The sequence below is a fragment of the Paenibacillus sp. CF384 genome (genome assembly GCF_900106745.1).
Taxonomy (GTDB): domain Bacteria; phylum Bacillota; class Bacilli; order Paenibacillales; family Paenibacillaceae; genus Paenibacillus_Z.
The window spans coordinates 233,423-256,393 of the sequence record NZ_FNNV01000008.1; the positions used below are offsets into that span (position 1 = coordinate 233,423).

Below are 22,971 nucleotides of genomic sequence, written 5' to 3' on the forward strand. Positions count from 1 at the left end.
AGATGGAGATGAAACAGCTGGTGGAATCGATCATCCGCGAGCTTGTCGGCACGATGCAGGCGCAAGCGGCCGAGCCGCCTCCTAAAGTGTTGTATATCTTCTGCGATAGTACGGCTCATGAAGCGTATCGAGATCATTTTATCCTACTGCAAAAGAACGGAATTCAATATGATCGGCTGTTTCTCGACGGAGTAACATCGGGATGGCTTGGCATGCATAAAGTAGAGTCAAGCGGGCTTGGCAGAACGATTGCCGTCGATGAGTCTGCACCGGCTCCTATTGAAATTCCGATGGGCTATGACGGCATCGTTATTCCGGAGATTGACGTAGGGGATGCCGGACGCGTTGCGCTTGGGATGAAGGGGACGGTGCGGTCGGAGATTATTTTCGCGGCGCTCGTGATGGGGAAGTTCGTGGTCGTGGGCGACGACAGTTCCGGACTTTCGCGCTCTGATCGGCGTACGCTCAAGGAGCTGACATTGCCGATGCCTTATCAGAAGCTGTTCAGCTACTACAAGAGCGAGATGCACATGTACGGCGTAGACTTTGCTCCGGCACAAGAATTGGCGGAGTGGGTTGTAAAGCGGGTAGGTGGGCCTGCTGCTCGGATAATGGGAAACGACGAGGAATCCACAGCTGAAGCCGCTGCAATAGATAGCCGAGAGGACGCAACAGCCACCACCGCCGCCGCCGAGTTATCGGAGCATCAAGCGCGTTTCGAAGGGAAATTCCTTTCCGCCGATTGGGTCAATCGGTTGGCCGTAAACAAGCGCATCACGGTCATTCTCGTGAAGCGAGGGACGATTCTATCGCCGCTTGCCAGAGATGTGTTGAGAGAGAAAGGCATCGTTGTCCAAATTCGGGATGAAGGGTGAGCGGCCAATGTTCTACGGGAAGGTGATCGGAAGCGTCTGGGCGACCCAGAAGGAGGAAGGGATGGACAATCTGAAGCTGATGGTCGTTCAGCCTGTAGATTTCATCGGCAAGTCGCAAGGCATGGCGGTTATTGCCGTTGATCGGATCGGGGCAGGGGTAGGCGAGCATGTGATTATTTCTCGCGGGAGCCCGGCAAGAGCGCTGTTCGGGGGCAGGAACGTCCCGATCGACGCGATGGTTGTCGGCATTGTCGACAGCTTCGACGTGGCAGCGCCGCAAGATGGAGCGGAGGATGAATGATGGAGCCACAGAAGCAGCGCGTCATCCAGGAATATGTGCCGGGCAAGCAGTTGACACTCGCGCATGTCATCGCGAACCCCGATCCGATGCTGTACACGAAGCTTGGCATCGAAGAAGCGAGCGCCATCGGCATCCTGACGCTGACGCCAACGGAAACAGCTATTATCGCCGCAGATATCGCGACAAAAGCGGCGCATGTAAGTATCGGCTACTTGGACCGATTTACCGGGTCGCTCGTCATCGTTGGAGAAGTATCGGCTGTCAGTATGGCGATTGAGGCCGTGAACATTTTTCTGGCTGAGAAGCTTCAATTTACCATTGCGCCTTTGACGCGATCATGATGATGGCAGCCGCGAAGAAGATTATGATTATCGGCGCCATCGGATCGGGCAAATCCACGTTGATTAAAAGGCTGTTCGGCGAGCAGGACCCCGCACGGAAGACGCAGTCACTTGTCTATCGTGATTGGCTGATCGATACGCCCGGCGAGTACAGCGAGAACCCGCTCTACTATCGCGCATTAATGGCTACATCGTATGAAGCGTGTGCGCTCGTGCTGGTCCAAGATGCGACGCGAGTGAGGAACTATTTTCCTCCCGGATTCTCAAGCGGATTCCCAGTCCCGGCTATCGGTGTCATCACGAAGATGGATGCTGAGGGCGCGGATGGTGACAGGGCAGCCAAGCTGCTGCGGCAATCTCTCTCGCTAGGAAGTGAAATCTTCTCTACTTCATCTCTGCAGCTTCAAGGAATCGAGGAGCTTCGCGAGAAGCTTCGTTCAATTGCGTTAAAGGAGTGACGAGCGGTGAGGGGCATGGTTAGAGAATTGTGCGGCTGTCATACAACGATGCCAATCGATGACATGGAAATCATTGAGGATTTGGCACGTCATCTGCAGTGGATTGCCGATGCGTCCCAATCCGATGCTTTTATAGATTGCCCGCTGGCCGATGAGCGCACGGCGCTCGTTGTCGCGCAGGCCCATCCTACGACTGCGGCTTCGCTGTACAAGACTTCCGTTGTCGGCCAATTTGCCCATTTTCATAATGAGCCTGCCGTGATGTTCTGTCTCTTGTCCGGCAAACCGATGTTAGGCTCGCGCGGCACCTCGCAGGAGGGAATCGCCATGCAGCAGAACGTGGTGCCGATCCGATCCAAACGAGGCAGCGTGATTGGCGCGCTCATTCTGGAATCGGATATCTCCAAACATATCGAGCAGGAGCGGAATGTCGAGCGATTGTTGGAGACGAATGAGCAGCTGGGCGAAACGCTGCTTTCGCTTGCCATGTCCGACGGCGGGATGCAGTCCTTGATGCAAGAGGGCATCGTGCTGTTCGATGATCGGCACAAGGTGACTTATACGAACGCACAGGCACTCCATCTGCTTCAGTTGGCCGGCTATACCGGCTCGATAGAGGGTAGTCCGATTGGTGAGATGTTTGACGGCCAGTTGAGCCGCATCGCGACGCAGGATCATACGGGCGTCTTTCGCAGTGAATTCCAAACGAGGCATATGACGCTGGAGCTGAAAGCCTTATCGCTGCAGCGGAATCATCGCATCGTAGGCGGGTTTATTTTGGTTCGGGATTTGACGGAGCTGAAGGCCAAGGAGAAGCAGCTTCTCGTCAAGTCGGCCGTCATTAAAGAAATTCATCACCGGGTCAAAAATAATCTGCAAACGGTAGCGGGGCTTCTACGGCTGCAGATGCGCAGAACAAAACATGAGGAAGTCCGGAATGTCTATCTCGATAGCATCAATCGGATCAACAGCATTGCCGTCATCCACGAGATGCTGGCTTTCGAAGGGCTGGAGACGATCCCATTCCATGACGTTGCAGCTCGAATCGTGAAAACCATCATCTCCTCTTCCGTCAAACCGGATCAGCAGATAACAACTCGGATAGGCGGAGATGAGCTTATTTTATCGGCAGAGCAGGCTATGACACTTGGACTTGTACTAAACGAGCTCGTGCAAAATTGCGTCAATCATGCTTTCGTAGAGCGAAGCACAGGTGAAATCGAAGTTTCGCTGGAGCTCCTTGGTGACGATGGACGAGTTCGGGTTTCGGATACAGGGGTAGGTATGCGAGGAGGTGGGGCTCATTCTGGCGAGAGAAAGGGTCACATCGGTCTCCAAATCTCCGAAACGCTGGTGCTTGAAAATCTTGGCGGCACGCTTGAGCTGTCTTCCGGTTCGCTTGGCACACAGGTTGACATCACATTCCCGCTTAGGAGGATGAACGGTGAGCAGAACGATTGTCATTATTGACGATGATCCGATCATTCGGTTGGATATTCGCGAAATGCTCGAGGAAGAGCACTATACCGTTGTAGGTGAAGGGAAGAACGGGCAAGAAGCGATTGAGCTTGCGGCAAAGCTAAAACCTGATCTAGTCATCATGGATGTGAAGATGCCCGTCATGAACGGAATCAAAGCAGCGATGATCATTCGCGGGATGCAGCATTCTTCTGTGCTGCTGCTTACGGCGTACAGCCAGAAGGAGTTGGTGCAGCAGGCACGCGACGCCGGCGTGGTCGCTTATCTGGTCAAGCCGGTATCGGAGGCAGATCTAATTCCGGCTGTGGAAATCGCGCTAAGTCAGAAGGCAGCGTTAGATGGATTAAAGCAAGATATAAGGCAGCTTCAACAAACGCTGGAGGAGCGCAAGCTTATTGAGCGGGCGAAAGGGATCGTCATGAAGCGGCATGGACTGGATGAGCCTGCCGCTTATCAGCACATCCAAGCCCACAGCATGACCGAGCGAGTTCCGTTGTCTGAGCTGGCTGTACGTATCATTGAACGCGACGGATATGCGTGAGCCGCTATGGAGGAGCAGTGGATTACGAGTGTCGGGATCGATATCGGAACGAGCACGACCAAAATGATCGTAAGCAGGCTGCGACTGAAGCGCACCTCTAGTGCGGTTTCGATCCCCCGCTATGAAATTGTGGAGCGGCAGCTGGTGTATGCAAGTCCGATGTATACCACGCCGCTGATTGGAAGGGATGAGCTCCATGCGGACGGCGTATGGGAAATCATTATGGCGGAGTATCAGCGTGCTGGCATACGGCCAGCCGAACTGAAGACAGGCGCTGTCATCATTACAGGCGAGACTGCGAATAAGCGTAATGCTCGCGAGATTGTTCAGCGGCTTGCGGAGCGTTCCGGTGATTTCGTTGTAGCTGCGGCCGGTGCGGATTTAGAAGGGCTGCTTGCGGGACGGGGAGCAGGAGCGGATATGCGATCCATGCATGTTAAAGGAGCGGTGGCCAACCTGGATATTGGCGGAGGCACTGCTAATGTTGTGATATTTCGGCGGGGACAGCCCATTAAGACGGTAACGTTTCATGTCGGTGGCAGACTGATAGAGTTAGATACGATGGGGAGGGTTACGGCGGTATCCCCCTCTATACGGCCGTGGCTCACATCGAGAGGGTATTGGATCGACCAGGGACAATTGATCAGCTTCGAAGCCTTGGCGGGGATTTGCCAAGATATGAGCCGCTGCATGCTGGACTATGTGGCAGGTGGTGACTTGCCGCGTGAGGAATATGATCCAGCGTTGCGGGAGCTCCTTGTCGACGTTGGCGGTAAGGGGGCGGGTGGGAATGGGCAGCCGTTGATCGAAGAGTGGATGGTATCGGGCGGTATTGGGCTGTTGATGGAGCTTCCGAAGCCGACAACGATGGCAGAGGTTGCCGCGTACGGCGACATCGGGCCCTTGCTCGCGCATGAGATTAAGGACGCAATGGCTCTTCATTATGATATCGCGATGGGGAAGCCGAATCAGACCGTACGAGCTACCGTTATCGGTGCAGGGATGCAAAGTACAGAGATAAGCGGAGCGACCATTTATCTCGATGCTTTGTCGACCCTGCCGATTCGGAATTTACCGGTATATCGGCTCGATGAGTTGACGGATGTTATCTTCGCGAATCAGGACGCGCTTACAGATAGGGTAACGGGTTCGATGCGAGTATGTGCTGGACTCTATGACAAGGAAGCTTCGATTCCTTTTGCGCTTGCTGTGCGGGGAATGAAAGGCATTTCCTACTCCTCGGTGCAACGATTGGCTGCGGCGATTTGCCGGGGCTATTTGGACTATTTTGCTCAAGCTGAGGTGCTGGTCGTTGTATGTGAGCATGATATGGCGCAGGCGCTTGGGCAATCGCTCCGAAAGCTGCTGGAGAAGCGGCTATCTATTATTTGCATCGATCAAATTACGGTGATGCATGGCGATTATATCGATTTGGGGGAACCTCTGCCCGGCATGCTGCTTCCTGTTATGATCAAGACGCTTGTTTTCCAGCCAGCGCCTGAGCTTGACGGTTCCGAGGGGGGATAGAAGGATGAAGCTGAAGACGAACCTGTTCGGGAGGACCTTCCATTTCCATGATTTGAAGTCCGTTATGGCGAAGGCCAATGAGGAGAAGTCTGGGGATCAGCTGGCCGGAATCGCTGCAGAGGATACCAAAGAAAGAATGGCCGCGAAGCTGGTGCTCTCCGAGCTGACACTGGGCGATCTTCGCGATCATCCGCTCATTGCTCCCGAGGAGGACGAGGTTTCTCGGGTTATCGAAGAAGCGGTTAACGAGCGGATCTTCGCTGAGGTCCGCAATTGGAGCATCGGCGAGCTGAGGGAATATGTGCTGCGGCAGGATACGGGCCAAGAACAGCTGCGCCGACTGAGCCGCGGCTTAACAAGCGAGATGATTGCAGCCGTTACGAAGGTGATGAGCAATCTGGATCTGATCCAAGCCGCATCGAAGGCGGAGATCATCACGAGCTGCAACAGTACGATGGGCCAGCGAGGCGTTCTTGCAGGGCGTGCGCAGCCGAATCACCCTTCGGACAGTATTCAAGGGGTCAGAGCATCCTTATTCGAAGCGCTAAGCTACGGCATTGGGGATGCGGTCATAGGAGTCAATCCGGTTATCGATACGGCTGACAGCGTGAAGAGCCTGCTCGAAGCGACGAAGGAAGTAATGTCCAAGTGGAATATTCCGACGCAGAACTGTGTCCTGGCCCATGTGAAGACGCAAATGCGTGCGATTCGCAGCGGTGCGCCAGCGGATCTGATGTTTCAGAGTTTAGCCGGCACGGAGAAAGGGAACAGCTCGTTCGGCATTGATGTGGCGTTGCTCGATGAGGCACATGAGCTGATTCATAAGCAGGGGACGGGAGCGGGACCGAACCTGTGGTATTTTGAAACCGGGCAAGGGTCGGAGCTTTCCAGTGAAGCTCATCACGGTGTGGATCAGGTGACGCTCGAAGCCAGATGTTACGGGCTCGCAAGAAGATATCAGCCCTTCATGATGAATACGGTCGTCGGATTTATCGGCCCGGAATACCTCTACGACAGCAGGCAGGTCATTCGCGCTGGGCTTGAGGATCATTTTATGGGGAAGCTGCATGGACTGCCGATGGGGGTCGATGTGTGTTACACGAACCATATGAAGGCGGATCAGAACGACATGGATAATTTGGCCGTACTGCTTACCGCAGCCGGCGTGAACTTCATCATTGGCGTAGCAATGGCTGACGATTGCATGCTTAACTATCAATCTACGAGTTACCACGATATTGCTACGCTTCGGGAAACGCTTGGGCGAAGGCCCGCACCGGAGTTCGAGAAGTGGCTCGTCCGCATGGGACTGATGGAGAACGGCAGGCTGACGCCGCTGGCTGGCGACCCGAGCCTCTTCATGATATGAGCGCAAAGGAGGAAGCGGGCATGCATTCGAAACTATCCGTTGACCAACTGGTTGACCGCGTAATGGCTGAACTGGAGAAACGCATCGCTTCGTCGCCGTCGCCATCGCCGACACCATCTAGATCGCTGCCTTCGGAAGAAAGAGAATCGAGCGGAGGTTCGGTCGAAGGTTCAACAGAAGCGGTGGAAGAAGCATTCGGCGGCATCCGCATGTCTCATGTGCCGAGTTCGAAATGGGAGGAAGGCGTGTCGGAGCTGATCGCCAGCACGCCAGCGCGAATAGGCGTTTGGCGCGCTGGCACGCGACCGCTTACGAGAGAGTGGCTTCATTTCCGCTGTGACCATGCCGCTGCAGTGGACTCCATCTACGGAAGCGTCAGCCAGAAGTTGCTGGATGAATACAAGCTCTTCACCGTGGAGACTTGCTTTGTGAATACCGAGAATTATTTGAAACGTCCCGATATGGGCCGCATCATTACGGAGAAAGGCGTTCGGGTCATCTTAGAGAGGTGCGAGCGGCGACCGCAAGTACAAATCGTCATCTCCGACGGACTGAGTGCGAACGCGGTGACGGCTAATCTCGCGGACGTCTATCCTTCCTTGCTAGATTCGCTCAGCGGAGTTGGACTGTCTACCGGGACACCGTTCTTCGTACGCGGTGGACGGGTTGCGGTGATGGACCACATAGGCGACTTGCTGGAACCGGAGGTGCTTGTTCTGCTAATCGGGGAAAGGCCTGGGCTCGTCTCATCCAAATCGATGAGCGCCTATATGTGTTACCGGCCGCGTGCAGGAACGGTTGAGAGCAGCCGAACCGTACTATCCAACATTCATGCCGGAGGAACAGCGCCGGTTGAAGCCGGAGCTCATATGGGCACAATTGTCCGCAAAATGATAGAGCAACGCACCAGCGGCGTCCATCTCGAGTAGGAGTACCCGCAGTCGTGAGCTGAGCGTTCCAAAGTGGAACTCTGAGCACTTAACTGACCCGAAATTTCGTCTGAGAGTTCGAGAAATGAATTCTCGCCCTCCATACCAGTCGATCCGCCTCGCAGTCGTGGATTGAGAGTTCCAAAGTGGAACTCTCAATCCAAACCGATCGATCCGCCTCGCAGTCGTGGTTCGAGAGTCCCAAAGTGGAACACTCGGCGAATCAGTAAGCACAAAGTGGTATGGAAAGTGGATATGCTGCGCTCGACACAAACCAACTTCATAGCACAGTCACCAAATCGGGCGAGAATCGCCCGATTTCTTTGCTGTAAGCGGCATATCCGCTTACAGCGGCGAAACAGTCCCCAAAAAGACAAAATAAGCGGCTATCCCGCTTATCCTGTCATCAACCCCAACATCCCGGCCGCGAGCCGCCCGATTTCTTCACTGTAAGCAACATATCCGCTTACAGCGGCGAAACAGTCCCCAAAAAGACAAAATAAGCGGCTATCCCGCTTATCCTGTCATCAACCCCAACATCCCGGCCGCGAGCCGCAGCGATGTCCCTCCCGCCGTAAGCGGCAATCCCGCTTACGCTCTTACCAAACCGCCTTACGCTCTTACCATCCCAACCGCGAAGCCGACGGGAACCCCTCTCTCCCCACCTAAAAAAAACACAAGCGCTATTAAAGCGATTCCATTGTTGGCACCCTCGGTGAACCGCTAGGATGAGAGTATGCAGAAACGTTACTTACGAGGGAGGGACGGCTATTGTTCGGTTTCATGTGGAAGTACCGGACGTTATATCTGATTTCAATTCCGGGCATCGTCTATTTCATCGTCTTCAAGTACGTGCCGTTGCTCGGCTCGGTTATCGCGTTCCAGAACTATAATATTTTCGCCGGATTCAGTGGAAGCCCTTGGGTAGGCTTTGAGCATTTTGAGCGCATGTTTCGGCATTACGACTTTCTGCGGATTCTAAAAAACACACTCATTCTGGGATTTCTCGATATTCTGGTCGCCTTCACGGCACCGATTATACTTGCACTGCTGCTCAATGAAGTCCGGCTTGTCGTGTACAAGAAGATTGTCCAGACGATCGTTTACGCGCCGCACTTCCTATCCTGGGTCATCGTGAGCGGGATCTTCGTTGGCATGCTATCTCCGACCTCCGGTATCGTGAATGTCATCATCGGCTGGTTCGGCATTGAGCCTATCTATTTTTTGGGTGAGGATTCGTATATACGTACTATCTTGGTCGGCTCGGGGCTGTGGCGCGATGTAGGCTGGGGGACGATTATTTACTTGGCTGCTTTGACCGGGATCCATCCGGAATTGTATGAAGCGTCTGAAATCGACGGCGCAGGCCGATGGAAGCAGACCATCCGAATTACGCTGCCCTCTCTGCTCCCCGTCATCACGGTGCTGTTTCTGCTCAAGATCGGCGATTTCATGGATTACGGCTTCGAACGCGTCTTTGTTTTCCAGAATCCGCTGAATATTACCAATAGCGAAATCTTGGACACGTATATTTACAAAGCCGGCTTGAAGCAAATGCAATACAGCTATGCGACTGCCATCGGGCTGTTCAAATCGGTCGTGGGTTTGGTCCTGCTTGTGATCGCCAATACATTAAGCCGCAAGGCAACCGGAGAATCGTTGTATTGAAGGAGGGGTGGCCGTGATTCGGCGCGAGCATTGGAGCAGGAAGCTGTTTCTCATCGCAAACTATTTGGTATTAACAGGACTGTCGCTAACGATGCTGCTCCCTTTTCTGAACGTGATTGCTCAGTCGTTCAGCGGAGCGGCGGCGATTGACCGCGGGGATGTCATGTTCTGGCCGGTCGATTTCACCCTTAATTATTATCGCTACGTCTTCGATGACGTTTCGATCTGGCGGGCATTCGGGATTACCGTTTATATCACCGTTCTCGGTACGCTCATTAATCTGGCGGCTACTTCCTCCTTGGCGTATCCGTTGTCGAGAGCGGAGTACGTCGGACGCAAATACGTGCTGCTGTTTGTCTTAATGACGATGATCTTCACGGCACCGCTGATCCCGCAATTCATTCTGATGAGGGAAATCCACCTGATCAACACGTTGTGGGCGCTTATGATTCCTACCGCGATCAGTGCGTTTAATATGATCGTGCTGCGGTCCTTCTTCGTCCAGATTCCGACGGAGCTGATCGACAGCGCGAGGATTGACGGCTGCGGCGAATTGAGGATACTCTGGAGCTTGATGCTCCCGTTGTCCAAGCCTGCATTGGCGACAATCGGCATTTTCTACTCCGTGACGAACTGGAACAAGTACATGGACGCGCTGTATTATTTGAATGACCGCAGGCTGTATCCGCTGCAGGTGAAGCTGCGGGAGCTGCTCATTAACGATGACCTGGTCGACACCGGCAATTTACCGTTCGATATCGCATCCGAGTCGGTACAAGGTGTCCAGATGGCGGTCATTCTCGTTGCGACTTTACCGATCATTATGCTGTATCCGTTTATGCAGCGTTATTTTATCAAGGGGATGCTTATTGGTTCGATCAAATCTTAAATGCGGAAATCGGAATCAGAAATATAAAAAAATGACAAACCGAGCCAAACAAACTCCATTGTGACCGTGCAGCATTCGTACCTATACTGAGGTTGAGATTTGAAAGCGCTCTACCGAGCGAATTTCGACTGAGAAGATGAGGGGGATTTTATGAGAAAGCTTGTCGTACTGGCCACGATTGCCGCACTATCCATCTCGATGCTGACATCCTGCTCGAAGAACAACGATAACAATGAATCATCCCCGTCGGCGAATACCCCTGCTAACACGGCGACTGCGACGAACCAAACCGACGAAACGCCGGCAGCGGAGCCGACCAAATTCTCGATTTCCATGCGGACGCTGAACGTGCCTTACGTGGAACAGAACCCAGACATCAACAAAGACAAGTACGTGCTCGCCATGGAGAAAATGACGAATACCGATCTCGATATCCGGCTGATTCCGCATAACGAATATCAAGACAAAATGATCCAAATGTTCGCGACGAACGACATTCCGGACGTTGTTCAAGGCAGCGGCGGCATTAGCGGCCAGGAGCTCGGCGGCGCAGTTCAAAGCGGCGTGTTCCTGCCGCTGAACGATCTGCTCAAGGAGAACGGTCCTCATTTGCTCAAGTTCCTTCCGCAGGCAGCCTGGGATCGATTGACGGATGCGAAGACCGGCAGCATATACGGAATTCCGGAAGTACTGAGCAATCCATCGAGACGGGCAACTTGGATTCGGACTGACCTGCTGGAGAAAGCAGGCAAGCAGATTCCGAAGACGGTGGAGGAAACGCTTGATGTGCTGCGGGCGTTCAAAGAGCTTGGCGTTGAGCATCCGTACATGGGGCGCAAGAACTTCAAGTACGCTGACACCTTCTTCGGTTCGTATGACGTATTCGGTTATTTGAACCAATTCAAGCAGTTCCCGGACGGTAAAGTGAAGCCGAGCTTCTTTGATGCCGATCCGATGAAGAAAGCGATCCAGACATACAAAACGATGTACGATGAAGGTTTGATCAGCAAAGAATTCGCCACCATCGAAAGCGCAGACTTCAAGAGCATCATTACAAGCGGCAAAGCGGGCATGTGGTCGATGAACGCTAACGAGCTTCCGATCTGGGGAACGCAGCTTACGACCAACGTTCCCGGCGCGAAGGTTGCCCTGATTCCTTCTCCGGTTGGCGATGACGGCAAAGGCGGTTATGCGCACTATAACCCGGTTACGCGGTCCTACTTTATCAATGTGAGCGCGAAGGAAAAGGCAGCTGAAATTATCAAGTTCTTCGATTGGATGATCAGTGAGCAAGCACAGGAATTCTTCAGCTATGGCATCCAAGGCGAGGATTATACAAATGATGGGGGCACGATCGGCTACACGCCTCCCACGGACGAAGCAGGCACGAACAAACAGCGTTTCTTGAACTACTGGCTGTGGATGGTGCAGGATACCACTTACAACAAGCGTATCGCCGAGCTCTCGGAGCCGGGCAAGCAAATGGTCGATGCGTTCGATAACCTGCTGACGAAGGAAGGACGCAGAGGCATCGAGTTCGATCCAAGGCTGGAAGCGCTTGTGAACTACCCGGATTTGAGCCCGTTATCCGATCAGCTTCCGCCTTTGGTGCTGGAACATGTGCTTAAGATGGTCTATGGCAAAGAACCGATCGACAATTATGGCAAGGTGCTGGAGGAGTATCTTTCCAAGGGCGGCAATGAAGTCATTGAGGAGGCTACAGCCCGGTTTAATAGTAAAGAAAACGCTTTCGAATAAAGCTAGCGATGCACTAGAATGACAGTAAGAGATTCGGATGCTCCTCCTGCTTGGCTTTGCTTAAGCCGGCGGGGGAGCATCTTGCTCCATAACCGGATTGCCGGCTGAAGCGGCAATCAAGGAGGACACAGCCATGTACCGCATCTTAGTCGTCGATGATGAACCGATGATTCGCAAAGGACTGCATAAGCTGATCGGCGAAGCCGATCCTGCTGTTTGCCATGCCGAAACCGCAGACAACGGCCAGGATGCGCTGGATAAAATAGCGGCGAACCGCCCTGACCTGCTGTTCACCGATATCAAAATGCCGAAGATGGATGGATTGGAGCTATGTCGCCAAGTGAATGAGCGCTTTCCCGATCTGCCGGTCGTCATTATATCGGGCTACGGCGATTTCGAATACGCCAGGCAGTGCATGTCCTTTGGCGTGAAGGAATATTTGCTGAAGCCGGTAACCAAAGCGGCCGTGAGCCAGACCGTTGCGAAGCTGATCGCCGGCCTTGAAGCGCGGCGTCAAGCCGCCTATATTCCGCTCAAGCTGACGGAAGAATGGCTGGATCGGCTGCAGGATGGCATCTGGTATTTGCGCCTCGAATCCATCAAGGCAGCAATCATGAATATCGAGCAGTACTGCACGCTGTGCAAGTTCGATGCGCAGATGGTTGGAGAGCTGATGCAAGAGCTCTCGGGCAAGCTGGCGGATCGGCTGAACGCGCGCGATGTGTATCCGTTCGAGCGGCCGCTGCGGCTGGCGGACAGGGACTCGGCTGCGATTGCCTGGCTTGGGGACTCGGCGACCTTGATGATGGAGCAATTGCGAGCGAAACGAAAAGGCAATCTGAAGGATCCGGTCGAGGAAGCCAAGAGCTACATCGAGCAGCATCTGGGCCGGGAATTATCGCTCGAGGAAGTGGCCGATAAGCTGGGGCTGAATGCCTCGTATTTCAGTCAGTTGTTTAAGCAAATGACGAATGAGACGTTCGTGCAATACCGGACGAAGCGGCGGATGGAGAGAGCGAAACGGCTGCTGTCGATGCCGCATCATAAGATTACTGATGTATCTGCCGAGGTCGGATTCGCCGATCATCCGCATTTTACGAAGACATTCAAGAAATACAGCGGGCAAACGCCGTCCGAATACCGGGAATCGCTGGGGATTCGCGGATGAAGCTGAGTCTGTCGCGAAAGCTGTTTCTCTATTTTCTGATCGTGATCCTGTTCTCCCTGTCTACGGTCGGGATCTTCACGTACTTAAAGTCATCGGCTGCAATCGACAAGCAGGTCGAGCGCTATATTTCCACTGTCATTGAGAATGCGGGGGCACAAACCGACCAACAGCTCGAAACGTTCGAGCGGGTGAGCAATTCGATTCTATCCCAGCAGTCCGTCAAACGGTTTCTGGATATGGACCCCGCAGATAGCTACGAGTATTACCGATTCGCCAATGGTATCCGTCAGGATGTATTTCAGAAGATATTCATTACGTATCCGACCCAGATACACATGATCTACATCTTAGGCGAGCATGGACGATCTATCTTCGATCAGAATCAAAGCTTCTCGTCGCTATCGGTCGATCCGACAAACCGGTACGAGGAATTGAAGGCAAAGACACCCGATAATGGCGAAATTGCGATACTGAACACGGCGCTGATGAACGGTGAGCGAGTCGTTACGATTGCCCGCAAGATAAGAGGTTATACGTCTTATGCAGTGAAGGGCATTCTTGCGATCGAGCTGAACGAAAGCCAGCTGGCAACGTTATGGAACAATGTTGACTTGGGAGAAAACGGCTTCTTCTTTATCCTCGACTCGGAAGGGGCCATTGTGTATGCACCCGCTGCCGGAACGAGGACTGAATTGGCGAAAACCGACCTTGGGAAACGAATCGCAACCGGCGAGAATACGCGCTTCATCGAGAAGACGAATGGGAAGAACATGTTGATCGTCTCGCATAAGTCGGATTATTCGGGATGGAGTCTCGCGGTCGCGATGCCGCTTGATGAGCTGCGCGAGCCAATCTCCGGCATTCGTTCCACGACGGTAACGGTCGGTCTTGTCACACTTGCAATTGCATTGTTCCTTGCTTTCCGCTTTGGCAATTCCATCGTTCGTCCGATTCGAATACTTAAGAACGGGATGCGCGAGACGGAGAAAGGAAACTGGATCAGCATTGAAAGCAAGCAGCGGGATGATGAGATCGGCGGACTGATTCACAGCTACAACCTGATGGTAAGCCGGCTTTCGGACATGATCGAGCGGGTGTATGATACGGAGCTTAGCAGTCAGAAGACGAAGCTGCAGCTGCAGGAGATCGAGCTGGAGCGGCATAAGGCGGAGTTCCAGGCGCTGCAGCTGCAAATTAATCCGCATTTTCTGTACAACACGCTGGAAACCATCAATTGCTACGCGATCGTGCAGGATTCGGATGAAATATCGGAAATGGTCGAGGCGATGGCGTACATGCTTCGCTACTCGATTCAAACGAACCTCGAAGAGGTGACGCTGGCTAACGAATTGAATCACGTGCGCAATTATATGATCATCCAGAAGCACCGCATCGGACATGATTTTGAAATCGAAGTCGTGACGCCGCCATCCCTTCTGCTGTCAGGGATGGTCAGGCTGACGCTGCAGCCGATAGTGGAAAATATTTTTCAGCATGCGTTTGCAGAGGGGTTCGAGGCTGCGCATTACATTCGCATTGATACTCGCCTGGAAGAGGGCGAACTGCTTGTCATCGTGGAAGATAACGGCGTGGGGATGACGGAAGAGAAGCTCGCTAAATTGAGAAAGAGGCTGGATCGGAACCGGTTGGTAGAGGTGGAGACGGCCAACCATGGACGGCGCGGAGGCATCGGACTGGTGAATGTTCATCGGCGAATCCAGATGGTCTACGGCGATGAATTCGGCCTACGCGTTGACAGCTCGCTTGGCGAAGGAACGCGAATCGTGCTGCGCATGCCGCATGAGGTTCGCTTGCTTGCGAAACCGGAGCTCGAGCTTGCGAAAGCCTAACGACGAGAAGGGAAGGCGATGGGGATGGCAATCGATTTGACAGGGAAAGTCGCGCTCGTAACGGGAGCGAGCGGAGGAATTGGGAGAGCGATAGCGATCTCCCTGGCTGCATCCGGAGCGAAGGTCGTTCTGAATTACTTGAACAGCAAAGAGGCTGCTGAAGAGGCTGTTGCATCCATTACGCGTAGTGGAGGTTCGGCGATTGCCATTCAAGCTGATGTCTCAAAGGCGGAAGAAGCGCAGCGGCTGGCAGCAGAGTCGGAGCAAGCATTCGGCCAACCGGTCGATATGCTGATCAACAATGCGGGGCATCTCGTACAGCGTGTGCCCAATGAGGACATGACGGAGGACGTGTACGAGCGCATTATGGATGTGAACCTGAAAAGCGTCGTGTTCGTTTCGAAGGCGGTCATTCCGGGAATGAAGGCATCCGGAGGCGGAAGCATCGTGAACCTGACGTCAGTAGCTGCGCATAACGGAGGAGGACCCGGTGCTTCCATCTATGCTGCCGGTAAAGCCGCCGTGCTCGCTTACACGAAAGGGTTGGCCAAGGAGGTGGCGGCCAGCGGCATTCGCGTGAATGCGATATCGCCCGGATTTATCGGGAATACGGCGTTTCACGCGACGTTCACTTCTGCTGCAGCAAGAGAAGCGACGATTCAGAGCATACCGCTGCGAAGAGAAGGGACGCCGGAGGATGTGGCGGGAGTTGCTCTGTTCCTCGTTTCCGACTTATCCGCTTATCTGACCGGCGAGACGATTGAGGTTAATGGCGGCATGTTCATGCGTTAAACGGATGTAGAGTCCATCAACGACGAGCGAAAGTGAGGGATTGTCATGTCCAAGCTATTCGAACCGGTCAGCGGCTTGTTGACCGTACCCTATGAACCGAACGAGGCATCCGAGCTGCGTGAGAATCCGCCGCGATTCACATGGATGCCCGCGAAACCGGATGAAGATCGGTATATGCTGCAGGTTTCGGCTTCTGAACGTTTCGAAGCGGATCAGGCGGAGACCATCGGACCTATTCCCTATAATTTCTATACGCCGGATCACGTCTATGAGCCGGGAATCTATTATTGGCGTTATGCGCTGGTAGCAGCAGGAGCGTCAGAGCAGTCGGATTGGAGCCGGGTGAGGACATTCACCGTCCCGGCTTCTATTCCGGAAACACCGCTGCCCGCGCCGGGAGCAAGATATGACGAGACGAGCTTCGCTCATCCTCGGCTGTGGCTTGATGGCCATCGAGTGGAAGCACTCCGAGGCCGTATCCGGGAGGATGGTTCGACCTGCGGCTTCGATGTTTTCTACGAGAAGTCGGTCAGGCCTTGGATGGAAAGAACGCTCATCGCCGAGCCGGAGCGATACCCGGATAATAAGCGCGTTGCCAAGCTATGGCGCCGGATGTATATGGACTGCCAAGAGACGCTGTATGCGATTCGTCATCTAAGTGTAGCCGGTGTATTGCTCGAGGATGAACCTATCGTGGAACAAGCTAAGCGTTGGTTGCTGCACGTGATTTCTTGGGATCCGCAAGGAACGACTTCGCGGGACTACAACGATGAAGCTGCGTTTCGCATCGCCCAAGCAGTGGCTTGGGGATACGATTGGCTGCATGGGTACTTATCGGAGGAGGAACGGTCGGCGATTCGGGCGAATTTGCTTGTCCGCACGGAGCAGGTAGCTTTTCACGTTATCGAACGCTCGCGCATTCATCGTGTTCCGTACGACAGCCATGCGGTACGGTCGCTTTCCTCCGTCCTTGTGCCGGCATGTATCGCCATGCTGCATGAAGAGCCGAAGGCCCGGGAATGGCTGGATTATACGCTGGAATATTACGCGTGTCTGTATTCCCCTTGGGGCGGTCAAGATGGGGGATGGGCGGAAGGACCGATGTATTGGACGACAGGGCTTGCCTATCTAATCGACGCTTTTAATCTTATTCGGCAGTATGTCGGCATCGATTTGTTTGAACGGCCTTTCTTTATGAGTACAGGCGATTTCCCCCTATATGTACAAAGCCCGGATACGGTACGAGCAAGCTTCGGCGATCAGTCCACGCTTGGTGAGCCGCCGAGCCTGAAGACGGCGTATAACATTCGCCAATTCGCGGGCTTAACGGGCAACGGGCTGTACCAGTGGTATTACGAGCAGGTCAAAGAGCGGGATAAAGACGCTGACAGCAAGTTTTATAACTACGGCTGGTGGGATTTCCGGTTTGACGATTTACTCTATGCTCATGATTATCCCGCTGTCGAGCCCCTCGCTCCCGAACCGGGGAGGATTGAGCCCGTCAAGTGGTTTCGAGATGTAGGCTGGGTCGCCTTTCATCGGCGAATGGACGATCCGAGTGAGCATATCCAGCTGATCGTCAAGAGCAGTTCTTATGGGTCGATCAGCCATAGCCATGGCGATCAGAACGGCTTCCTGCTTCATGCCTTCGGTGAACCGATTGCCATTGACAGCGGCTACTATGTTGCTCATGGAAGTACGATGCACCGCAATTGGCGGAGGCAGACGATCTCGAAAAACAACTTACTTATTGATGGCAAAGGCCAGTACGCCGGCGCGGATAAAGTGCTTTGCAAGGAAGCCTATGGCCTCGTGGAAGAGGTCTCCTCGAAGCCGGGATTTGCGAGTGTCCGAATGAACGCGACAGAGGCGTACCGTGCGACAGTGCCGTATTTAAAGCAATTCGTGCGTGAGGTGTATTGGCTGGACGATACATATGCCGTCATCGTGGACGCTGTTGACCTCGATCAGCCGGGCCGCGTGACCTGGCTTATGCATACTCTTCAGCAGATGGAACTGAAGGGGCAAACATTCCGTGCGATTGGTGCCAAAGCGGAAATGGATGGCAGATTCGTGTATGCCTCGTCCGGCGATCTGACGCTTCGACAGCACGATCAGTTCACCGATGTGGATCCTTCTGAATACGAAGGGCTCGCAAATCAGTGGCATCTGTTGGCTGAAACCAAGGAAGCGAAGAGCCATCGTATCGTCACGCTGTTAGTTCCAATGAAGAAGGGCGAGGATAAGTTCGTTTCCTATTTCATCGACGATCAGGATCATGGCATTTATCTCTACTTTACGAATGAAGACGGCGCGACCCGCATGATCGCGGTACCCAAAGCATATTGATCAGCTGAAGGAGGCATAGAAGAGCATGAGCAACATAGGAGCATGGGAAGCGGCGGAGCCGGGCGTGACTCGCAAAATATTGCGGGCCGATGGCGGTCTTATGATGATGGAAGTGCATTTTATAAGCGGCGCGGAAGGCTACGAGCATGACCATCCGCATGAGCAAATGTCCTATTGCCTCAAAGGGGCAATGGCATTCACCATCGATGGAATAGAGACGGTAATCAGGCAAGGCGAAACGATCTATATCCCCAGCGGTGCCAGGCACGGCGCAAAGGCGCTGGAGCCGTCCGCACTGTTGGATACGTTCACGCCGATCCGCCAGGATTTAGTGAAGTAAGCAAGACCTATACGATCAGATGGAAGAAGTTCGGTGTTCGCGGCAGGCAGCGTGAATGCGGGGCTTCTTTTTTGATGATGAAGAGAAGGGAGCTGAACCCTTTAGAAATGGTTTTGCAACCTTTCCAGCAATCTATTGTATACATATTGTGTACACATTTAATATATGATAGGCTGAGAGTACAACGAGAATTTGCCAATCGATAACTTATACCGGGAGCGTGAGTGAAGAGGATGTCGAGCACGTTGCAGCAGTTGAAGGTCAGCGATAACAAGAGGTTTTTGATGCAAGCGGACGGTACGCCGTTTTTTTGGCTTGGGGATACGGCTTGGGAGCTGTTTCATAGATTAAGCCGCGAGGATGCGGATGAATATTTGAAAGGTAGAGCAGAGCAGAAGTTCAACGTGGTTCAGATCGTTGCACTGGCCGAGTTCGAAGGGCTGACCGTCGATAATGTGTACGGACGCCGTCCGCTGAAGCAGAATGCTGAGGGGAACTATGATCCAACCCTACCCGATTTAGATGGCGAAGATAACTATTGGAGCCATGTCGATTATGTAGTGGATCGTGCGGCGGAGTACGGCATCTACGTAGCTTTCCTGCCTACTTGGGGCGATAAGTACAATGTAGCTTGGGGCAAAGGGCCGGCTGTCTTCAATGGAGATAATGCGAGAGTTTACGGACAATGGCTAGGTGAGCGTTACAAGGATCGCTCGAACATCATTTGGGTGCTTGGCGGTGACCGTCCACTGCAAACGCTTGAGCATTTCGAGGTTAATAATGAGCTGGCTGCGGGACTACGGGAAGGCGATGGCGGTCGTAATCTGATTACCTTCCATCCGTGCGGCGATACGTCCTCTTCGCGCCATCTGCATGATGCGTCATGGTTGGATTTTAATATGATCCAATCCGGGCATCATGAGATCATTCGCGTCAATTATAAGCATGTAAGTGCGGATTACAATAAACTGCCGGTTAAGCCGACATTCGATGCGGAGCCTTGCTACGAGGATCATCCGATCAATTTCAAAGCAGTGAACGGCTACTTCGATCAAGCGGATGTACGGATCGGAGCCTATTATGCGGTGTTCTCCGGTGGCTTTGGGCATACGTATGGGCACCATTCCATCTGGTCGATGACAACGAAGCCGGAGCCTTATTTCATTATGAACTGGAGACAAGCGCTTCACCGTCCAGGCGCGCAGCAGATGCAGCATGTGCGGAATCTAATTGAATCTGTCTCCTTCTTCGACCGGGTGCCGGATCAAAGCTTGATTGCCGAGAACTATGAAGGCGCCAATTACATGGTAGCTACTCGCGGCGAGAATTACGGCTTCATCTACAGCCCGAACGGTCTGCCATTCCGCGCAGCGCTCGGTATTCTACAAGGAAGCCGCATCGAAGCTTCATGGTTCGACCCTCGGACAGGGGAGTACAGCGGAATCGGCGAGTTCGACAACAGCGGCGAAGAAACGTTCACACCGCCGATCAGCGGCAGAGGGAATGACTGGGTACTGGTGCTGAAAGTCGCGAAATAAGCATCCGACACTACTAATCCTTCACTGCTCCTCCCGCACTAATCAATAGATACGCCTGTTATTATGCCCCCAGGGCATAGTGACAGGCGTTTTGTCGTTCATCAGCAAATGGTACGGAAACCAGTATGAAAAACCACATTTTAATATATTCGTGTCCGAATGGCGTGCTCTATGATGATGGTGTCTCGTCTCACTATGCAAATAAAGGAGCAAAGATAAGATGAACCTCTATCGTCCGATCTATCACTTTCTGCCGCCTGGCAACTGGATGAACGATCCTAACGGCTTGCTTTATTACCAAGGAGAATATCATGTGTTCTATCAATACAACCCGAACGGCGATACTTGGGGAACGATTCATTGGGGTCATGCGAAAAGCCGCGATTTAATCCATTGGGAACATCTTCCGGTCGCGTTGACCCCTTCAACGGAACAAGGGGAAGAGCATTGTTTCTCGGGCTGCGCCGTGCTCGGACCGGAAGGCGTTCCAACTCTGTTCTATACAAGCATTGGCAGCAGCGTGGAGCGGGGATACGAGGATGGGGCAGAGCAATGGATGGCCGTGAGCACGGACGGGATGATGACCTGGCACAAGTATCCGGGGAATCCGGTCCTGTCGAAGGACATTCACGGAGAGCTGAATATTCGCGATTGGCGCGACCCTTACATCTGGAAACACGGCGAGAGCTGGCTGATGGTCATCGGGGGAAAACATAACGGCAAAGGCTGTGCCATGATCTATGGTTCGGATGATCTGAAATCATGGAAACTTCTGAATAAGTTAATGGAAGCTCAGCGCACGGAAGAGTATCTATGGGAATGCCCGATATTCTTCCCGCTGGATGGCAAATATGTATTGATTTACTCTCCCAAGGACGCAGTCCGCTATTATACGGGGACGTTTAACGACGACTTTACATTTACGCCAGAGCGGCATGGGATACTCGATCCCAGTGGTTGGGAAGGTTTCTATGCGCCGAATGTGATGGAGGATGGCGAGGGCCGGAAATTGTTATGGGCGTGGATGCCCGAATTCGCGCGTGGACAATTCGATGGTGCGAAGGGATGGGCAGGCGCGCTGACGCTTCCCCGGGAACTGTCGCTGACAGCGAGCGGTGCACTCCGTATGGAGCCGGCCAAGGAACTCAAACAGCTGCGCGGAGCGTACGAGAGCACAAGCAACCTGACGTTGAGCGGCGGCCAAACATGCACACTGAATACGAGGGGGAGAGCGTTCGAGCTGCTTGCTGAAATCGAATGGACAGATGCGGACTCCACTTTCGGATTCAAGCTGCTGCATGGGGAGGACGACGAAGAAGCGACGCTCATCCTATTTGATCCAAGTCAGCAGCGTTTTACCATAGACCGCTCTCGTTCAAGCCTTTCACCTTCGACACATCGCATGGAGCTGCAGGCGGAAATGAATTGGCAGGCCGGAGATACAACCACCGTACATATTTTCCTGGACCATTCATTGCTGGAAGTGTTCGCCAGCTATGAATCTTGTATTTCAACACGGATGTATCCACTTTCGGAAGATAGCGATAGAATCAGCGTCATTGCAGGCAGCGGCAGCGTCACATTCCGTTCGCTGCAGGTCTGGACGCTTCCTTCCATATGGCCTGAGCAGCACGAACCCGGATAACCATCCGGGTTCGTGCTATTTCACCGGCGAGAGCTGCTTCACCTCAAAAAGAGCGTTTTCAAACATGAATGTCCGCTAATTTGGATATTTCCCGAGAGAGTCGTGAGCTATGATGAATACAACAATTGAATCCGCTTTCAATGCAGCGAGGAAAGGCCAGAGAGGATGACCAGCATATGAATCATATCCCGGGAGAGTTACTGCCGGCAGCTTCCCCACCTATTCATCGAAGAACCCACATTTGGAGGAAGATCAAGAGGCAGAAGATATTGCTGCTCTTCAGCCTCCCGTTTGCGATTTGGGCAGCCGTATTCTGCTATGCTCCGATATGGGGCTGGATCATGGCGTTCCAGGACTACAATCCCGGTAAGGGAGTGACGGGCAGCCCTTGGGTTGGCCTCAAGCATTTCCAAGCCTTCTTCCAAGAAGAAATGCTCTATATACTGCTTCGGAACACGATTGCGATCAGTGTTCTGAATATCATAGTAGGTACATTCGGAGCGGTTGCCCTTGCGCTGCTGCTGAATGAAGTGAAGGGTGTTTTCTTCAAACGGACGGTTCAAACCGTATCCTACCTACCCTATTTCATTTCGTATGTCGTAGTCGCCAACCTGTTCCTGACGCTGCTCTCACCTTCGGATGGGACGGTTAACCGCATTTTGTTGAAGCTTGGTCTGATCGATAAGCCGATCTTCTTCTTCGCCGAGCCGCATTTGTTCTGGGTGCTCGTCGTACTCATCAACGTTTGGAAAAATATCGGCTGGGACGCAATTATCTACATTGCAGCTATGTCGTCGGTAGACACGGAATTGTACGACGCAGCCAGTGTAGACGGAGCGGGACGTTGGAGGAAAATGTGGCATATCACCTTACCGTGTATCCGTCCGACGATTGTGGTGCTGCTCGTGCTTAGCACAAGCGGAATCCTAAATGCAGGCTTCGATCCATCCTATTTGCTCGGCAATCCAATGGTACATGACTATTCCGAAGTCATTGATACGTACGTATACCGCATGGGACTAGGTAATGCGATGTACTCATACGCAACTGCGATTGGCCTGTTCCGATTGTTGGTATCGCTGGTGCTCCTGTATCTGGTAAATCGCATGGCGAAGAAGCTGGGCGAGGATAACGTGCTATGAAGAGAGGGACAA

Annotated in this window: 20 protein-coding genes; all 20 read left to right on the top strand. The window is 53.2% G+C overall.

From position 1 onward, the window contains the following. Positions 1–2: 2 nt before the first annotated feature. The 20 genes from BLW29_RS15620 (at position 3) to BLW29_RS15715 (ending at position 22,959) form a co-directional block, all read left to right on the top strand. Positions 3–875: a hypothetical protein gene (locus tag BLW29_RS15620; RefSeq protein ID WP_090981126.1), complete on the top strand. Its 873-nt coding sequence runs from the start codon at positions 3–5 to the stop codon at positions 873–875. A gap of 7 nt (positions 876–882) precedes the next feature. After that, entirely contained in the window at positions 883–1,176 is a 294-nt protein-coding gene (locus tag BLW29_RS15625; protein WP_090981128.1) for a EutN/CcmL family microcompartment protein, read from the top strand. After that, on the top strand, positions 1,176–1,517 hold the full coding sequence (locus tag BLW29_RS15630) for a BMC domain-containing protein (protein ID WP_090981129.1): 342 nt from the start codon (positions 1,176–1,178) through the stop codon (positions 1,515–1,517). The genes BLW29_RS15625 and BLW29_RS15630 overlap by 1 nt, the downstream gene beginning before the upstream one ends. Beyond that, positions 1,517–1,975, top strand: a complete 459-nt coding sequence (locus BLW29_RS15635; protein WP_090981206.1) for a EutP/PduV family microcompartment system protein — start codon at positions 1,517–1,519, stop codon at positions 1,973–1,975. The genes BLW29_RS15630 and BLW29_RS15635 overlap by 1 nt, the downstream gene beginning before the upstream one ends. A gap of 15 nt (positions 1,976–1,990) precedes the next feature. Next, on the top strand, positions 1,991–3,445 hold the full coding sequence (locus tag BLW29_RS15640; RefSeq protein WP_090981208.1) for a sensor histidine kinase: 1,455 nt from the start codon (positions 1,991–1,993) through the stop codon (positions 3,443–3,445). Next, positions 3,420–3,995, top strand: coding sequence for an ANTAR domain-containing response regulator (locus BLW29_RS15645; protein ID WP_090981131.1), 576 nt, complete (start codon positions 3,420–3,422; stop codon positions 3,993–3,995). Before BLW29_RS15640 ends, BLW29_RS15645 begins: the two co-directional genes overlap by 26 nt. 6 nt (positions 3,996–4,001) lie before the next feature. After that, positions 4,002–5,522, top strand: coding sequence for an ethanolamine ammonia-lyase reactivating factor EutA (locus BLW29_RS15650; RefSeq protein ID WP_090981133.1), 1,521 nt, complete (start codon positions 4,002–4,004; stop codon positions 5,520–5,522). Between the two features lie 4 nt (positions 5,523–5,526). Further along, a complete protein-coding gene (locus BLW29_RS15655; RefSeq protein ID WP_090981135.1) occupies positions 5,527–6,891 on the top strand; it encodes an ethanolamine ammonia-lyase subunit EutB in 1,365 nt (454 codons plus the stop codon). A 20-nt stretch (positions 6,892–6,911) separates the two neighbouring features. Further along, positions 6,912–7,820 carry an ethanolamine ammonia-lyase subunit EutC gene (eutC, locus tag BLW29_RS15660; protein WP_090981137.1) on the top strand — a complete coding sequence of 303 codons (909 nt, stop codon included), beginning with the start codon at positions 6,912–6,914 and terminating at the stop codon, positions 7,818–7,820. A 783-nt stretch (positions 7,821–8,603) separates the two neighbouring features. Then, complete coding sequence (locus BLW29_RS15665) at positions 8,604–9,488, top strand: ABC transporter permease (RefSeq protein ID WP_090981210.1); 885 nt, start codon at positions 8,604–8,606, stop codon at positions 9,486–9,488. Positions 9,489–9,501: 13 nt separating this feature from the next. Further along, positions 9,502–10,377 carry a carbohydrate ABC transporter permease gene (locus BLW29_RS15670; RefSeq protein ID WP_256208654.1) on the top strand — a complete coding sequence of 292 codons (876 nt, stop codon included), beginning with the start codon at positions 9,502–9,504 and terminating at the stop codon, positions 10,375–10,377. Between the two features lie 150 nt (positions 10,378–10,527). Then, positions 10,528–12,135, top strand: a complete 1,608-nt coding sequence (locus BLW29_RS15675; protein ID WP_090981139.1) for an extracellular solute-binding protein — start codon at positions 10,528–10,530, stop codon at positions 12,133–12,135. 133 nt (positions 12,136–12,268) lie between these two features. Beyond that, the gene (locus tag BLW29_RS15680; RefSeq protein ID WP_090981142.1) at positions 12,269–13,303 is read left to right on the top strand and encodes a response regulator transcription factor; all 1,035 of its coding nucleotides are present in this window, start codon (positions 12,269–12,271) and stop codon (positions 13,301–13,303) included. Continuing rightward, the gene (locus BLW29_RS15685) at positions 13,300–15,153 is read left to right on the top strand and encodes a cache domain-containing sensor histidine kinase (protein ID WP_090981145.1); all 1,854 of its coding nucleotides are present in this window, start codon (positions 13,300–13,302) and stop codon (positions 15,151–15,153) included. The genes BLW29_RS15680 and BLW29_RS15685 overlap by 4 nt, the downstream gene beginning before the upstream one ends. 24 nt (positions 15,154–15,177) lie before the next feature. Next, positions 15,178–15,945 carry an SDR family NAD(P)-dependent oxidoreductase gene (locus BLW29_RS15690; protein WP_090981214.1) on the top strand — a complete coding sequence of 256 codons (768 nt, stop codon included), beginning with the start codon at positions 15,178–15,180 and terminating at the stop codon, positions 15,943–15,945. Positions 15,946–15,990: 45 nt separating this feature from the next. Then, positions 15,991–18,294 carry a DUF4962 domain-containing protein gene (locus BLW29_RS15695; RefSeq protein ID WP_090981147.1) on the top strand — a complete coding sequence of 768 codons (2,304 nt, stop codon included), beginning with the start codon at positions 15,991–15,993 and terminating at the stop codon, positions 18,292–18,294. A 25-nt stretch (positions 18,295–18,319) separates the two neighbouring features. Continuing rightward, a complete protein-coding gene (locus BLW29_RS15700) occupies positions 18,320–18,634 on the top strand; it encodes a cupin domain-containing protein (protein WP_090981150.1) in 315 nt (104 codons plus the stop codon). Between the two features lie 233 nt (positions 18,635–18,867). Next, a complete protein-coding gene (locus BLW29_RS15705) occupies positions 18,868–20,172 on the top strand; it encodes a glycoside hydrolase family 140 protein (protein WP_090981151.1) in 1,305 nt (434 codons plus the stop codon). Positions 20,173–20,392: 220 nt separating this feature from the next. Continuing rightward, positions 20,393–21,817 carry a glycoside hydrolase family 32 protein gene (locus BLW29_RS15710; RefSeq protein WP_090981153.1) on the top strand — a complete coding sequence of 475 codons (1,425 nt, stop codon included), beginning with the start codon at positions 20,393–20,395 and terminating at the stop codon, positions 21,815–21,817. Between the two features lie 176 nt (positions 21,818–21,993). Beyond that, complete coding sequence (locus BLW29_RS15715; RefSeq protein ID WP_090981155.1) at positions 21,994–22,959, top strand: ABC transporter permease; 966 nt, start codon at positions 21,994–21,996, stop codon at positions 22,957–22,959. The last annotated feature ends 12 nt before the right edge of the window (positions 22,960–22,971 follow it).